This is a genomic window from Streptomyces sp. NPDC002787 (assembly GCF_053592095.1).
The window spans coordinates 369,453-384,109 of the sequence record NZ_JBSFVC010000003.1; the positions used below are offsets into that span (position 1 = coordinate 369,453).

Annotated in this window: 13 protein-coding genes; 9 read left to right on the plus strand and 4 right to left on the minus strand. The window is 71.8% G+C overall.

Annotated elements, in window-relative coordinates; translation table 11 throughout:
• Positions 1-11 precede the first annotated feature (11 nt).
• Positions 12-818: a TrmH family RNA methyltransferase gene (locus tag ACWD26_RS05760; RefSeq protein WP_451266672.1), complete on the plus strand. Its 807-nt coding sequence runs from the start codon at positions 12-14 to the stop codon at positions 816-818.
• 2 nt (positions 819-820) lie between these two features.
• Here ACWD26_RS05760 and paaN read toward each other — a convergent pair whose 3' ends face one another.
• Positions 821-2,527, minus strand: coding sequence for a phenylacetic acid degradation protein PaaN (paaN, locus tag ACWD26_RS05765; protein ID WP_451266520.1), 1,707 nt, complete (start codon positions 2,525-2,527; stop codon positions 821-823).
• A 160-nt stretch (positions 2,528-2,687) separates the two neighbouring features.
• Here paaN and ACWD26_RS05770 point away from each other — a divergent pair, with 160 nt between their 5' ends.
• Together ACWD26_RS05770 and ACWD26_RS05775 are read left to right on the plus strand one after the other, a co-directional pair.
• On the plus strand, positions 2,688-4,205 hold the full coding sequence (locus ACWD26_RS05770) for a 3-hydroxyacyl-CoA dehydrogenase (RefSeq protein ID WP_451266522.1): 1,518 nt from the start codon (positions 2,688-2,690) through the stop codon (positions 4,203-4,205).
• Positions 4,202-4,792, plus strand: a complete 591-nt coding sequence (locus ACWD26_RS05775) for a TetR/AcrR family transcriptional regulator (protein ID WP_451266524.1) — start codon at positions 4,202-4,204, stop codon at positions 4,790-4,792. Before ACWD26_RS05770 ends, ACWD26_RS05775 begins: the two co-directional genes overlap by 4 nt.
• Positions 4,793-4,842: 50 nt before the next feature.
• Here the strand turns inward: ACWD26_RS05775 and ACWD26_RS05780 are convergent, their stop codons facing one another.
• Complete coding sequence (locus tag ACWD26_RS05780) at positions 4,843-5,328, minus strand: Lrp/AsnC family transcriptional regulator (protein WP_013002201.1); 486 nt, start codon at positions 5,326-5,328, stop codon at positions 4,843-4,845.
• A 189-nt stretch (positions 5,329-5,517) separates the two neighbouring features.
• Between ACWD26_RS05780 and pdhA the strand changes: the two genes are divergently transcribed.
• The 6 genes from pdhA (at position 5,518) to ACWD26_RS05810 (ending at position 12,681) form a co-directional block, all read left to right on the plus strand.
• Complete coding sequence (pdhA, locus tag ACWD26_RS05785; RefSeq protein WP_451266526.1) at positions 5,518-6,651, plus strand: pyruvate dehydrogenase (acetyl-transferring) E1 component subunit alpha; 1,134 nt, start codon at positions 5,518-5,520, stop codon at positions 6,649-6,651.
• Positions 6,651-7,655 (plus strand): alpha-ketoacid dehydrogenase subunit beta, encoded by a 1,005-nt coding sequence (locus ACWD26_RS05790; protein ID WP_451266528.1) that lies wholly within the window; start codon positions 6,651-6,653, stop codon positions 7,653-7,655. The genes pdhA and ACWD26_RS05790 overlap by 1 nt, the downstream gene beginning before the upstream one ends.
• A complete protein-coding gene (locus tag ACWD26_RS05795) occupies positions 7,655-9,028 on the plus strand; it encodes a dihydrolipoamide acetyltransferase family protein (RefSeq protein WP_451266530.1) in 1,374 nt (457 codons plus the stop codon). The genes ACWD26_RS05790 and ACWD26_RS05795 overlap by 1 nt, the downstream gene beginning before the upstream one ends.
• 173 nt (positions 9,029-9,201) lie before the next feature.
• Positions 9,202-10,125, plus strand: a complete 924-nt coding sequence (locus ACWD26_RS05800) for an NTP transferase domain-containing protein (RefSeq protein ID WP_451266532.1) — start codon at positions 9,202-9,204, stop codon at positions 10,123-10,125.
• Positions 10,122-11,477 (plus strand): molybdopterin molybdotransferase MoeA, encoded by a 1,356-nt coding sequence (locus tag ACWD26_RS05805; RefSeq protein ID WP_451266534.1) that lies wholly within the window; start codon positions 10,122-10,124, stop codon positions 11,475-11,477. The genes ACWD26_RS05800 and ACWD26_RS05805 overlap by 4 nt, the downstream gene beginning before the upstream one ends.
• A gap of 112 nt (positions 11,478-11,589) precedes the next feature.
• Positions 11,590-12,681 carry a potassium channel family protein gene (locus ACWD26_RS05810; RefSeq protein ID WP_451266536.1) on the plus strand — a complete coding sequence of 364 codons (1,092 nt, stop codon included), beginning with the start codon at positions 11,590-11,592 and terminating at the stop codon, positions 12,679-12,681.
• 80 nt (positions 12,682-12,761) lie between these two features.
• Here the strand turns inward: ACWD26_RS05810 and ACWD26_RS05815 are convergent, their stop codons facing one another.
• Positions 12,762-13,610 carry an ABC transporter permease gene (locus ACWD26_RS05815; protein ID WP_451266538.1) on the minus strand — a complete coding sequence of 283 codons (849 nt, stop codon included), beginning with the start codon at positions 13,608-13,610 and terminating at the stop codon, positions 12,762-12,764.
• On the minus strand, positions 13,607-14,629 hold the full coding sequence (locus ACWD26_RS05820; RefSeq protein WP_451266540.1) for an ATP-binding cassette domain-containing protein: 1,023 nt from the start codon (positions 14,627-14,629) through the stop codon (positions 13,607-13,609). Before ACWD26_RS05820 ends, ACWD26_RS05815 begins: the two co-directional genes overlap by 4 nt.
• Positions 14,630-14,657: the final 28 nt, after the last annotated feature.

Below are 14,657 nucleotides of genomic sequence, written 5' to 3' on the forward strand. Positions count from 1 at the left end.
ATGACCGTCCGATGGCCGACCGCCCGCTGGCCGACGTCCCGGTGGCTGACCGCACGGCCGACCGTCTGACGGCCGATCCCGTACGGTCCTGGCGCCGCCTCGCCGACGCCTGCGTCCTGCTCGACGGCTTCCACGCCCTGAAGCACGCCGTGCGCTTCGGTGCCGAGGTCCCGGTGGCCGTCACCGCCGACCGCACGGCGGCCCTCGCTCTCGCCGACGACCTGGCCCCGGACGTACGGGACCGGCTCGCACACCTCCTCCAGGAGGTCTCGGAGGAGACGTACCGCACCCTCGTGCCACGCCCGCATCCCACGGCGGTCGCCGCCCTGGCCGTACGCCCCGCGCGGGCGACCAATCTGGCGGCCCTCGCCCACGCCCCGCGCACCGCCCCCGTCGTCGTCCTCGACAACCCGCGCAATCTGGGCAACGCCGGTGCCGTGATCCGCCTGGCCGCCGGTTTCGGCGCGACCGGGGTGGTCACCACGGGCACCCTGGACCCCTGGCACCCCACGGTCGTACGCGGCGGAGCGGGCCTGCACTTCGCGACGGCCGTGGAGCGCCTGGACGTGGCCGACCTGCCCCCGGGCCCGCTCTTCGCCCTCGACCCCGAGGGCGACGACATCCGGGGCCTGAAGCTCCCGGACGACGCCGTTCTCGCCTTCGGCTCGGAACGCAGCGGCCTCTCCCCCGAACTTCGCGCCCGGGCCGACCACTTGCTGTCCCTCCCGATGCGCCCCCAGGTCTCCAGCTACAACTTGGCGACGAGCGTGGCGATGACGCTGTACCACTGGAGCGCGACCGGGGGCGCACTTTCGTAGGCTCACGCCTCGCGCCGGACCTCCACCACCCGGAACCGGTTCGCCACGAACGCTCCGTCGCACAGCGCCGCGTTCGCCGCGGGGTTCCCACCCGACCCGTGGAAGTCGGAGAACGCGGCGGTCTGGTTCACATAGACCCCGCCCGTGAGGTTCAGCGACAGCTGCGCGCACTCCTCCAGGCAGGCCTCCTCGACGGCCTCGGCCACCTCGCCGGAGGTCGTGTACGCGCCGACGGTCATCGCGCCCTTGTCGCCGATCGTCCGCCGCAACAACTCCACGCCGTCCGCGGCCGAGTCGACGGCGACGGCGAAGGACACCGGCCCGAAGCACTCGTTCATGAACGCGGCCTCGTCCTCCGTCCGCTCCCAGTACTTCCGCGCGCCGTCGAGCTTCACGATCACCGGCGTCCGGACGACCGCGTCCGGGAACTCGGGGTTGGTGATCTCCCGTGAGGCGAGGGCGACCTCGCCGAGCGACGCGGCGGCATCGAGGCGGGCCTTGACGTCGGGGTTCACGATCGCGCCGAGCAGCGCGTTCGCGCGCGCGTCGTCGCCCAGCAGGCCGCCGACCGACTTGGCGAGGTCGGCGACGACCTCGTCGTAGGACCTGTGGCCCTCGTCGGTGGTGATGCCGTCGCGGGGGATCAGCAGGTTCTGCGGGGTGGTGCACATCTGGCCGCTGTACAGGGACAGGGAGAAGGCCAGGTTGGACAGCATGCCCTTGTAGTCGTCGGTGGAGTCGACGAGCACCGTGTTGACGCCGGCCTTCTCCGTGTAGACCTCCGCCTGGCGGGCGTTGGCCTCCAGCCAGTCGCCGAAGGACGTCGAGCCGGTGTAGTCGATGATGCGGATCTCGGGTCGGGTCGCCAGGTCCTTGGCGATGCCCTCGCCGGGTCGCTCGGCGGCCAGCGCGACCAGGTTGGCGTCGAAGCCGGCCTCGGTGAGGACCTCGCGGGCGACCTGGACGGTGAGCGCGAGCGGCAGCACCGCGCGCGGGTGGGGCTTCACCAGGACCGCGTTGCCGGTGGCGAGGGAGGCGAACAGGCCCGGGTAGCCGTTCCACGTCGGGAAGGTGTTGCAGCCGATGACGAGGGCGATGCCGCGCGGGACGGGCTTGAACCGCTTGGTGAGCGCGAGCGGGTCGCGCTTGCCCTGCGGCTTGGTCCACTCCGCGGTGTCGGGGGTGCGGACCTGCTCCGCGTACGCGTACGCCACCGCCTCCAGACCCCGGTCCTGGGCGTGGGGGCCGCCGGCCTGGAAGGCCATCATGAAGGCCTGGCCGCTGGTGTGCATGACCGCGTGCGCGAACTCGTGGGTGCGGTCGCTGATCCGCTTGAGGATCTCCAGGCAGACCGCCGCGCGCGCCTCGGCGCCCGCGTCGCGCCACGCGCGCTGGCCGGCCTTCATGGCGGGCAGCAGGGCGTCGATGTCCGCGTGCGGGTAGGTGACGCCCAGCTCGATGCCGTACGGCGAGATCTCGCCGCCCACCCAGTCGTCGGTGCCGGGCTGGCCGAGGTCGAGGCGGGTGCCCTGGAGGGCGTCGAAGGCGGCCTTGCCAGCCGCCGCGTCCAGGCTGCCGTGCTCGCCGTAGGCCTTGGGGTGTTCGGGGTGCGGGGACCAGTACGCCCGGGTGCGGATCGCCTCCAGCGCCTGGTCGAGGGTGGGCCGGTGCTTGGCGATGAGCTCGTGCGTGGTCTGTTCGGCGGCCATGCGGGACCAACTCCTCGTTTCCTGAACTCTTCCTTGAGCTCATGACCTGGGCAGAAACATGGGCAGGTGCAGCCAGTCAGAGTTAGAGTAACCGAACGATCGGTCGGGACAAGGGGGTCCGCCGCATCTGTGGACAACCCCGTGCGGGAGGATCGCGCACATGACAGCACTCGACCTCAGCAGCCCCGTGGCCGTCGTCGGCACCGGCACCATGGGCCAGGGCATCGCCCAGGTCGCGCTGGTCGCGGGCCACCCCGTACGGCTGTTCGACGCCGTGCCCGGCCGTGCCCGGGAGGCGGCCGAGGCGATCGGCGCCCGGCTCGACCGGCTCGTCGCCAAGGACCGCATGACCGGCGCCGACCGCGACGCCGCGCGTGCCCGGCTGTACGCCGCGGAGAACCTCGCCGACCTCGCGGACTGCGCCCTCGTCGTGGAGGCGATTCTTGAGCGGCTGGAGGTCAAACAGGAGCTGTTCCGCGCGCTGGAGGACGTCGTCGGCGAGGACTGCCTGCTCGCCACCAACACCTCCTCCCTGTCGGTCACGGCCATCGGCGGCGCCCTGTGTAACCCGGGCCGTTTCCTGGGCCTGCACTTCTTCAACCCCGCGCCGCTGCTGCCCCTCGTCGAGGTCGTCTCCGGGTTCGCCACCGACGTCACGTCGGCCACGCGCGCGTACGAGACGGCCCGCGCCTGGGGCAAGACGCCGGTCGCGTGCGCCGACACCCCCGGGTTCATCGTCAACCGCATCGCACGGCCGTTCTACGCCGAGGCCTTCGCCGTGTACGAGGCGCAGGCCGCCGACCCCGCCACCATCGACGCCGTCCTGCGCGAGTGCGGCGGGTTCAGGATGGGCGCCTTCGAACTGACCGACCTCATCGGGCAGGACGTCAACGAGTCCGTCACGCACTCCGTCTGGCAGGCCTTCTTCCAGGACGTGCGCTTCACGCCCTCGCTGGCGCAGCGGCGGCTCGTCGAGTCCGGCCGGCTCGGCCGTAAGACGGGGCAGGGCTGGTACGACTACGGTGACGACGCCGAGCGCCCCGAGCCGCACACCGCCGAACCGGTCCCGCCGCCCGCGTACGTCGTCGCCGAGGGTGACCTGGGGCCCGCCTCCGAACTGCTCACGCTGATCCGGGAGGCGGGCATCGCCGTCCGCGAGGACGACGAGGACCACGGCACCCGGTTCGTCCTGCCGAGTGGCGGCCAGTTGGCGCTCGCCGACGGGCAGACCTCGGTGGAGTTCCGGGACGTCGTCTACTTCGACCTCGCGCTGGACTACCGCAGGGCGACCCGGATCGCCCTGTCCGCCTCCCAGGACACCTCCTCGCAGACCCTCACCGAGGCCATCGGGCTCTTCCAGGCGCTCGGCAAGGACGTCAGCGTCCTCGGCGACGCCCCCGGCATGATCGTCGCCCGCACGGTGGCCCGGATCGTCGACCTCGCGCACGACGCCGTCGCCAAGGGCGTGGCCACCGAGGAGGACATCGACACGGCGATGCGGCTGGGCGTCAACTACCCGCTCGGGCCCTTCGAATGGAGCCGCAGGCTGGGCCGCAACTGGGCGTACGCACTCCTGGACGACCTGCATCTGCGCGACCCCTCCGGGCGCTACGCGCCGTCCCTGGCGCTCTACCGCCACGCCTACGCCTCCGACAAGCGGGAGGGCACCTCCTCATGACCACCGCCAAGCGCGACACGTACACCCCGGAGACGCTCCTGTCCGTCGCCGTCCGGGTCTTCAACGAGCGGGGCTACGACGGCACCTCCATGGAGCACCTCTCCAAGGCGGCCGGTATCTCCAAGTCGTCGATATACCACCACGTCACGGGCAAGGAGGAGTTGCTGCGCCGGGCCGTCAGCCGGGCGCTGGACGGGCTCTTCGGGATCCTCGACGAGGAGCACGCGCGCGAGGGGCGCGCGGTGGAGCGGCTGGAACACGTCGTGCGGCGCATGGTCGAGGTCCTCATCGACGAACTGCCCTACGTGACGCTGCTGCTGCGTGTCCGCGGCAACACCGGCACCGAGCGGTGGGCCCTCGAGCGGCGCCGCGACTTCGACCACCAGGTCGCCGAGCTGCTGAAGGCCGCGGCCGCCGACGGGGACGTGCGCGGTGACGTGGAGGTGCGGCTCGCGACCCGGCTGGTCTTCGGGATGATCAACTCGATCGTGGAGTGGTACCGGCCGGACGGGCGGGGCATGGGCGAGCGAGAGGTCTCCGAAGCGGTGGCGCATCTGGTCTTCACGGGGCTGCGCGCCCAGGACTGAATCGCCCTACGAGGGGCCTGCCGCGCGGGAGTCGCGCCCGCCGGGGCCGATCACCCCTCCGGTTCCACGTCCTCCTCCTCGAACACCAGCAGCGTGCGGGTGCTGAGCACCTCCGGGATGGCCTGGAGCTTGGTGAGGACGACCTCGCGCAGGGCCCGGTTGTCCGAGGTGTGCACCAGGAGCAGGACGTCGTAGTCGCCGCCCACCAGCGCGATGTGGGCGGCGCCGGACAGCTGGCGCAGCTGGTCGCGGACCGTGCGCCAGGAGTTCTGCACGATCTTGAGGGTGATGTAGGCGGAGGTGCCCTTTCCGGCGCGCTCGTGGTTCACGCGCGCCCCGAAGCCCCGGATCACGCCGTCCTCGATGAGGCGGTTGATGCGGGCGTAGGCGTTGGCGCGGGAGACGTGGACCCGTTCGGCGACGGAGCGTATCGACGCGCGGCCGTCGGCCTGCAGCATGCGCAGGATGTCCTGATCTATGGCGTCCAGCGGTCGAGGGGGTGGCAGGGCCGGGCCGTGCTCCGGCGGCTCGGCCATTTGTTCAGATGCCATGTGCCCCCGCCTCTCTACCATGGACGTACTGCGTTCATTGCAGGCTGTGCAGAACCGTTTGTCCACAGCCTGAGGGTGCCTGTAGCCAAAATGCGTCAGCGACCGAACAATCGGTAGGTGAGACGCGTCACAGCCGTGCCGTGTCCCTGAGCCACTCCCACGAGGAGGTGCCGTATGACGGTCATGGAGCAGCGGGGCGCGTACCGCCCGACACCGCCGCCCGCCTGGCAGCCCCGCACGGACCCCGCGCCCCTGCTGCCCGACGCGCGGCCGTACCGCGTCCTCGGCACCGACGCGGCGGCCGACGCCGACCCGTCGTTGCTGCGCCGGCTCTACGCGGAGCTGGTGCGCGGCCGCCGTTACAACACGCAGGCCACGGCTCTGACCAAGCAGGGCAGGCTCGCCGTCTACCCCTCCAGCACCGGTCAGGAGGCCTGCGAGGTCGCCGCCGCGCTTGTCCTGGAGGAGCGTGACTGGCTCTTCCCGAGCTACCGCGACACCCTCGCCGCCGTCGCCCGTGGCCTCGACCCGGTACAGGCGCTCACGCTGCTGCGCGGCGACTGGCACACCGGCTACGACCCGCACGAACACCGGATCGCGCCTCTGTGCACCCCGCTCGCCACCCAGCTCCCGCACGCCGTGGGCCTCGCGCACGCCGCCCACCTCAAGGGCGACGACGTGGTCGCGCTCGCCCTGGTCGGCGACGGCGGCACCAGCGAGGGCGACTTCCACGAGGCCCTCAACTTCGCCGCCGTCTGGCAGGCCCCGGTCGTCTTCCTCGTCCAGAACAACGGCTTCGCGATCTCCGTGCCCTTGGCGAAACAGACCGCTGCCCCGTCGCTGGCCCACAAGGCCGTCGGCTACGGGATGCCGGGCCGCCTGGTCGACGGCAACGACGCGGTCGCCGTGCACCAGGTGCTCGCCGAAGCCGTGGCCCACGCGCGCGCGGGCGGCGGCCCCACGCTGGTCGAGGCGGTGACGTACCGCATCGACGCCCACACCAACGCCGACGACGCGACCCGCTACCGGGGTGACGCCGAGGTCGAGACCTGGCGGGCCCACGACCCGATCGCGCTCCTGGAGCACGAGCTGACCGAGCGCGGACTCCTCGACGAGGACGGCATCCGGGCCGCCCGTGACGCCGCCGAGACGATGGCGGCCGACCTGCGCGAGCGCATGAACCAGGACCCGGCGCTCGACCCCATGGACCTCTTCGCCCATGTGTACGCCGAGCCCACCCCTCAACTGCGCGAGCAGGAGGCCCTGCTGAGGGCCGAGCTGGCGGCGGAGCGAGAAGGGGCGCACTGATGACCACCGTCGCTCTCAAGCCCGCCACCATGGCGCAGGCGCTCACCCGCGCCCTCCGCGACGCCATGACCGCCGATCCGACCGTGCACGTCATGGGCGAGGACGTCGGCACCCTCGGCGGTGTCTTCCGGGTCACCGACGGGCTCGCCAAGGAGTTCGGCGAGGACCGGGTCACCGACACCCCGCTCGCCGAGGCGGGCATCCTCGGCACGGCCGTCGGCATGGCCATGTACGGGCTGAGGCCGGTCGTCGAGATGCAGTTCGACGCGTTCGCCTACCCGGCGTTCGAGCAGCTCATCAGCCATGTCGCCCGAATGCGCAACCGCACGCGCGGCGCCATGCCGCTGCCGATCACCATCCGCGTCCCGTACGGCGGCGGCATCGGCGGGGTCGAGCACCACAGCGACTCCTCCGAGGCGTACTACATGGCGACTCCGGGGCTCCATGTCGTCACGCCCGCCACGGTCGCCGACGCCTACGGGCTGCTGCGCGCCGCCATCGCCTCCGACGACCCGGTCGTCTTCCTGGAGCCCAAGCGGCTGTACTGGTCGAAGGACTCCTGGAACCCCGAGGAACCGCAGGCCGTCGAGCCGATCGGGCGGGCTGCCGTGCGTCGTTCCGGCCGCAGCGCCACGCTGATCACCTACGGCCCGTCCGTGCCCGTCTGTTTGGAGGCCGCCGAGGCCGCCACGGCCGAGGGCTGGGACCTCGAAGTCGTCGACCTGCGTTCCCTGGTGCCCTTCGACGACGAGACGGTCGCCGCGTCGGTCCGGCGGACCGGCCGCGCCGTCGTCGTCCACGAGTCCGGCTCCTACGGAGGGCCGGGCGGCGAGATCGCGGCCCGTGTCACCGAGCGCTGCTTCCACCACCTGGAGGCGCCCGTCCTGCGCGTCGCCGGGTTCGACATCCCCTATCCGCCGCCGATGCTGGAGCGCCACCATCTGCCCGGCGTCGACCGGATCCTGGACGCCGTGGGGCGTCTGCAGTGGGAGGCGGAGAGCTGATGGCCCAGGTGCTGGAGTTCAAGCTGCCCGACCTCGGTGAAGGGCTCACCGAGGCGGAAATCGTCCGCTGGCTGGTCCAGGTCGGGGACGTCGTCGCGATCGACCAGCCCGTCGTCGAGGTCGAGACGGCCAAGGCGATGGTCGAGGTCCCCTGCCCCTACGGCGGCGTCGTCACCGCCCGCTTCGGCGAGGAGGGCACGGAACTGCCGGTGGGAGCGCCGCTGCTGACGGTGGCGGTGGGAGCGCCGGTCACCGACGGTTCCACCGGGGGCACGGGAGCGGACTCCGCCGAAAAGAGCGAGGGCTCCGGCAACGTGCTGGTCGGATACGGCACCGGGGCGCCTCCGGCCCGGCGCAGGAGGGTGCGGCCGGGGGAGCCGATCCGGCCCGCGGTGCCTGTGGCGCCGCCCGTACGGTCCACCGTCGTCGAGACGGCAGCCGCCCCGGTCGCCGCGCCCGAGCGCCTGGACGGGCCCGTGCCGGTCATCTCCCCGCTCGTCCGCCGGCTCGCCCGCGAGAACGGCCTGGATCTGCGGAAGCTGCACGGCTCGGGCCCGGAGGGGCTGATCCTGCGGGCGGACGTGGAGCATGCGCTGAGGGCCGCCACGGCCTCGGCCCAGGCTTTGGAGGCACCGGCCGCGCAGCCCGCCGCCCTCTCCGCACCCACACGTGCGGAGACCGCCTCCGGCACGCGCATCCCCCTTCGGGGCGTACGCGGCGCCGTCGCCGACAAGCTCTCCCGCAGCCGGCGCGAGATCCCCGACGCGACCTGCTGGGTGGACGCCGACGCGACGGAGCTGATGAACGCCCGTACGGCCATGAACGCGGCCGGCGGCCCGAAGATCTCTCTCCTCGCCCTCCTCGCCCGGATCTGCACCGCCGCCCTGGCCCGCTTCCCGGAGCTCAACTCGACGGTCGACATGGAGGCCCGTGAGGTCGTACGGCTCGACCAGGTACACCTCGGGTTCGCCGCACAGACCGAGCGGGGGCTGGTCGTGCCCGTCGTGCGGGACGCCCACACCAGGAACGCGGAGTCGCTGAGCGCCGAGTTCGCCCGGCTGACGGAGGCGGCACGGACCGGGACGCTGACGCCGGGCCAGCTGACCGGCGGGACCTTCACCTTGAACAACTACGGCGTGTTCGGCGTCGACGGCTCCACGCCGATCATCAACCACCCCGAGGCCGCCATGCTCGGCGTCGGCCGTATCGTCCCCAAGCCCTGGGTGCACCAGGGGGAGCTGGCGGCGCGGCAGGTCGTCCAGCTGTCGCTCACCTTCGACCACCGGGTGTGCGACGGCGGTACGGCGGGCGGCTTCCTGCGGTACGTGGCGGACTGCGTCGAACAACCGGCTGTGCTGCTGCGCACGCTCTGACCACGGGCTTCGCCGGTCGGGTTCTCCGACCAGAGGTTACAGCTTCCGGGTCCGCCGACCACGGGCTTCGCCCGGTCGGGTCCGATCGCTCTGAGCCATCGGACCCGACCGGGACGTGATCGCGCCGTCTCCCCCGCGTTCCCTGTGATCGTGCGGACACGCATACTCGGAGGGTGACCGCGTACGAGCCCCCGGGTGGCCCCGGTACCGAGGCGTTCGACGCCGTCGTGCTCGCCGGCGGCGCTGCCCGGCGGCTCGGCGGCGCCGACAAACCCGCCGTGCGCGTGGGAGGCCGAGCCTTGCTCGACCGGGTGCTGGCCGCCTGCGCCGGGGCCCGGACGACCGTCGTCGTCGCCGACCCCCGCCGCACCGCGCGGCCCGTCCTGTGGGCCCGTGAGGAACCCCCCGGCGGCGGCCCCCTCGCCGCGCTGGACGCCGGACTCCGTCACACCACAGCGCCGTACGTCGTGGCCCTCTCCGCCGACCTGCCGTTCCTGGACGAGGAGACGGTACGGCGGCTGCTCGGCACTCTGCGGGACGGTACGGACCTCGCCGACGGCGTCCTGGTCACCGACCCCGACGGGCGGGACCAGCCCCTCGTCGCCGCCTATCGGGCCGCAGCCCTGCGCCGGGAGCTGGCGCGGCTCGCCGCCGAGCACGACGGCCTGACCGGGCTTCCCCTTCGGCGGCTGACCGCCGCGCTGCGCCTCACCCGCCTCACCGACCCCGTCGCGTCCTTCGACTGCGACACCTGGGACGACATCGCCGCCGCCCGCGCACGGATCAGGGAGCATGGCCACGTGTTGGATGAATGGATTTCCGCAGTCAAGGACGAGCTGGGGATCGACCTCGACGTCGACATCACCGAGCTGCTCGACCTCGCCCGTGACGCCGCCCACAACGTGGCCCGGCCGGCCGCCCCGCTGACCACGTTCCTCGTCGGCTACGCCGCAGCCAAGGCCGGAGGAGGCCCCGAAGCGGTCACCGAGGCCGCCCGCAAGGCCGCCGCTCTGGCCCTGCGCTGGTCCGACGAGGACAGCCCCGACGCCAAGCCGGACGCCGCGCCCGGTCCGGACACCGCACCGGACGCCGGATGACCGCCCAGGACGCCGAAGAACTCGACGTGGAGGAGGCGCTGGCCGTGGCCAACGACAGGGCCGCCCGCGGGCCGGGCCAACCCCGCGTCTCCCGCGAAACCCCCACGACCGGACAGGCCGACGCGCACCGGGCCGAGGACGACTCCCACCACAAGGCCACCTCCTGGCCCGAGGCCCGAGCCGTCGCCGAACGCGCCGCCCGCTCGGCCGGAGGACGGTCCCCCGTGTCCGTCACCGTCGACAACGCCCTCGGCCTCGTCCTCGCCGCCCCCCTCACCGCCCTCACCGACCTCCCCTCCTTCGACACCTCCGCGATGGACGGCTGGGCGGTCGCGGGCCCCGGCCCCTGGGACGTACGGGAGGACGGCGTGCTGGCAGGGCACGCCGAGCCCGGACGGCTCACGGACGGGGAGGCGGCCCGTATCGCCACCGGCGCCCGCATCCCGTCCGACACGACCGCCGTTCTGCGCAGCGAGCACGGACGGACCGACGACAAGGGGCGGTTGCACCCGACCCGGGACCTGGCCCACGGACAGGACATCCGCCCACGGGGCCAGGAGTGCCGCAACGGCGACCAACTGCTGCCCCTCGGCACGCAGATCACCCCGGCCGCGCTCGGGCTGGCGGCCGCCGCCGGGTACGACACCTTGGCGGTGCTCCCCCGTCCGCGCGTCGAACTGCTCGTCCTGGGCGACGAACTGCTCAGCGACGGGCTCCCGCGCGGGGGCCTGATCCGGGACGCTCTCGGCCCGATGTTGCCGCCCTGGCTCCGGGCACTCGGCGCGGAGGTCACCGCCGTACGCCGCCTCGGGGACGACGCCGAAGCCCTGTACCGGGCCGTGCAGAAGTCCTCCGCCGACCTCATCGTCACCACGGGCGGCACGGCTTCCGGACCCGTCGACCATGTCCACCCCACCCTGCGCCGTGTCGGCGCGGAACTCCTCGTCGACGGCGTGAAGGTGCGCCCGGGCCACCCCATGCTGCTGGCTCGCATCAAGCAGGACCAGCATCTCGTGGGCCTGCCCGGCAACCCGCTGGCCGCCGTCTCCGGGCTGTTCACACTCGCCGAGCCCCTGCTGCGGACCCTGGCCGGACGCGCCGCTCCGGAGCCGTACACGATGCCCCTGCGAGAGGCGGTCCATGGGCATCCGTACGACACCAGGCTCATCCCCGTCGCCCTGCGTGGCGACGACGCCGTGCCGCTGCACTACAACGGCCCCGCTATGCTCCGCGGCATCGCCACCGCCGATGCCCTTGCCGTCGTACCGCCCGGTGGTGCCCGCTCGGGGCAGGAGCTGGAGCTGCTCGACCTGCCCTGGGCGACAGCGGGGATCCAGGTGTGTTTCACGTGAAACATCCATATGCCCGATGGGGCATGCGACCAACGGTGTTTCACGTGAAACAACGGGCCGACGGGGGCGCGGTACAGCCAGGGGATGTACGTCGAAACGGGGAGTGTTTCACGTGAAACTGTCGGGCCATGACGCGATCGCCCGCAACGCGGACGAGCGTCACGTGACCCACCAGGTGAGACTGCCGAAGAGGGAGGTCGAGCGGCCGATCCGCCAGGTCGCCAAACGGTTGGCGATGGCACTGTTCGTGCTGGTCGGGACCGCGTTCATCGTCTACGCCGACCATGAGGGCTACAACGACAACTCCGACGGGTCGGTCGATCTGCTCGACGCGTTCTACTACGCCACCGTCACCCTCTCCACCACCGGGTACGGCGACATCACGCCGGTCAGTGATGCCGCCCGATTCACCAACATCTTCGTGATCACGCCGCTGCGTGTGCTGTTCCTGATCATTCTGGTCGGCACCACGCTGGAGGTCCTCACGGAGCGCACGCGCGAGGAATGGCGACTGAACCGCTGGAGGGCGGCCTTGAGGGAGCACACCGTTGTCGTTGGCTGGGGGACGAAGGGGCGGTCGGCAGTCCAGACCGTCTGTGCGACGGGTTTGAAGAAGGAGCAGGTCGTCGTCGTGGACCCCAGCTCGAAGGCCATCGAGGCGGCGGCAGCCGAGGGGTACACAGGGGTCGTCGGCGATGCGACGCGCAGTGATGTGCTGTTGCGGGCCGAGCTGCAGAAGGCACGACAGATCATCATCTCGACCGCGCGGGACGACACCGCCGTGCTGGTCGCGCTGACGGCTCGCCAGCTCAACCGCGGGGCGAAGATCGTGGCCGCCGTACGCGAGGAGGAGAACGCGCCGCTGCTGAAGCAGTCTGGGGCCGACGTCGTCATCACCAGCGCCAGCGCGGCCGGACGGCTCCTCGGGCTCTCCGTGCTCAGCCCCGCCGCCGGCATGGTCATGGAGGACCTCATCCAGCAGGGCAGCGGGCTCGACATCGCCGAACGGCCGGTCATAAAGGCCGAGGTGGGGCGTGGCGTGCGGGAGACGGAGGACCTGGTGGTCAGCGTGCTGCGCGGACACCGGGTGCTCGGTTACGACGATCCGTCCATCGGAGAGCTCCAGTTGACGGACCGGCTCATCACGATCGTCCGCGCCACACCGAGCACGAAGGTGACCCCGGAGACCAAGCACCTGCCGTAGGGCAACGACAAGAGGGCGCCCCGGGGGATGTGCTCCCCGGGGCGCCCTCAACGCATGCCCCGACCGGTCCGGGCGGATCGCTACTTGCGGTTGTACAGCCGCATGGTGATCGGCCCGAAGATCAGCACGAACAGGGCGGACCAGCCCAGCGTCCAGGCGATCTCCGCGGTCGGCCACTCGCCCGCCATCAACTCGCGCACCGCCGAGGCCAGATGCGTGACCGGGCTGTTGTTGACGAACGCCTGGAGCCAGCCGGGCATGGTCTTCGGGTCGACGAAGACGTTGGACAGGAAGGTCAGCGGGAAGATCACCATCATGCTGACGCCCATCACGGACTTCTCGGTGCGCAGCATGAGGCCGAACATCGTCCAGATCCACGAGAAGGCGAACGAGAAGACGATGAGCAGCGCGACCCCGGCGACCACGCCCACCACCCCGCCGTCCGGGCGGTAGCCGAGGATCATGCCGACGGTGAGCATCACCACGGACGCGATCGCGTAGCGCAGGGCGTCGCCCAGCAGATAGCCGACCATCGTCGACGGCCGCCAGATCGGCAGCGAGCGGAACCGGTCGAAGACACCCTTCTCGATGTCCGTGTTGACCGAGACGCCGGTGTACATCGTGATCATCACGACCGACATCACCAGGATGCCCGGCAGCAGGAACTGGATGTACTCCTTCGGCGAACCGGCCAGCGCACCGCCGAAGAGGTACGTGTACATCAGCACCATCATGATCGGGAAGGCGGTGACGTCGAAGAGCTGCTCCGGCACGTGTTTGATCTTGAGCATGGCCCGCCAGCCGAAGGTCAGCGACGCCGACAGGGCGCTGGGCCGCGGCGGCCGGTCCTTGGCGATCAGCAGCGCGGCGAGTGACTCGGCGCTGACGGGGGCGAGTTCCTTGCTGTCGGTGGTGGTCGCGGTGCTCATGCCGCCGCCTCGTCCTTCGTGTTGACGACCTTGGAGTCGTGGGCCTTCGTGTCGTGTCCGGTGAGGGCGAGGAAGACCTCGTCCAGGCTGGGTTGCCCCAGCGAGAAGTTGTCGACGGTGATGCCGCTACGGGCCAGCTCGGCGAGCGCGCGGGCGGCCGCCTCGGCGGCACCCTGGCCGTTGGCCGACCCCGTGCCGACGCGTGCCGTCAGCGCCACCGGGTCCGGCTCGCGCTGCACATCGGCGTCCAGCGCGAGCCGCAGCACCTCCTCAGCCTGCGGTCGCTGGGCCGCGTCGCGCAGCCGCAGATGGACGGAACCGGCGCCCACGGACGCCTTCAGCTCACCCTTGGTGCCCTCCGCGATCACCTTGCCCTGGTCGATGACCGCGATCCGGGACGCCAGCTGGTCGGCCTCGTCCAGATACTGCGTGGTCAGCAGCACCGTCGTGCCCTGGGCGACCACCGCGCGCACGATGTCCCACACCTGGTTGCGGCTGCGCGGGTCGAGGCCGGTCGTCGGCTCGTCCAGGAACAGCAGATCGGGGGTGTTGAGGATGGACGCGGCGATGTCGATACGGCGCCGCATGCCGCCCGAGTAGTGCTTGACCTGTTTCCCGGCCGCCTCGCTCAGCCCGAAGGCTTCCAGCAGCTGCTCGGCACGGAGCCGGGCCGCGCGTTTGTCGTGGCCGAGGAGACGGGCGAGCAGCACCAGGTTCTCGGTGCCGGTCAGGTCCTCGTCCACGGAGGCGTACTGCCCGGTCAGGCTCACCCGGCCGCGTACCTCGTCGGCCTCCCGGACGACGTCGTGACCGAAGACATGCGCCTGACCGCCGTCGGGTCGCAGCAGGGTGGCGAGCATCTTCACCGTGGTCGTCTTGCCGGCGCCGTTCGGGCCGAGGACGCCGTAGACCGTGCCGGCCGGCACGGCCAGGTCGACGCCGTCGACGGCCCGGGTCTCGCCGAACGTCTTGACCAGACCCGCGGTCTCGATCGCGAGGCCGGATGTCTGTGCGCTCATGTCTGAGATCCTTCCGCGTACGGGGCCC

Coding starts and splice junctions, on each gene's coding strand:
- pdhA (WP_451266526.1), top strand. CDS start 5,518: ATGACGGTCATGGAGCAGCGGGGCGCGTACCGCCCGACACCGCCGCCC.
- ACWD26_RS05815 (WP_451266538.1), bottom strand. CDS start 13,610: ATGAGCACCGCGACCACCACCGACAGCAAGGAACTCGCCCCCGTCAGC.
- ACWD26_RS05795 (WP_451266530.1), top strand. CDS start 7,655: ATGGCCCAGGTGCTGGAGTTCAAGCTGCCCGACCTCGGTGAAGGGCTC.
- ACWD26_RS05820 (WP_451266540.1), bottom strand. CDS start 14,629: ATGAGCGCACAGACATCCGGCCTCGCGATCGAGACCGCGGGTCTGGTC.
- ACWD26_RS05805 (WP_451266534.1), top strand. CDS start 10,122: ATGACCGCCCAGGACGCCGAAGAACTCGACGTGGAGGAGGCGCTGGCC.
- ACWD26_RS05760 (WP_451266672.1), top strand. CDS start 12: ATGGCCGACCGCCCGCTGGCCGACGTCCCGGTGGCTGACCGCACGGCC.
- paaN (WP_451266520.1), bottom strand. CDS start 2,527: ATGGCCGCCGAACAGACCACGCACGAGCTCATCGCCAAGCACCGGCCC.
- ACWD26_RS05790 (WP_451266528.1), top strand. CDS start 6,651: ATGACCACCGTCGCTCTCAAGCCCGCCACCATGGCGCAGGCGCTCACC.
- ACWD26_RS05770 (WP_451266522.1), top strand. CDS start 2,688: ATGACAGCACTCGACCTCAGCAGCCCCGTGGCCGTCGTCGGCACCGGC.
- ACWD26_RS05775 (WP_451266524.1), top strand. CDS start 4,202: ATGACCACCGCCAAGCGCGACACGTACACCCCGGAGACGCTCCTGTCC.
- ACWD26_RS05780 (WP_013002201.1), bottom strand. CDS start 5,328: ATGGCCGAGCCGCCGGAGCACGGCCCGGCCCTGCCACCCCCTCGACCG.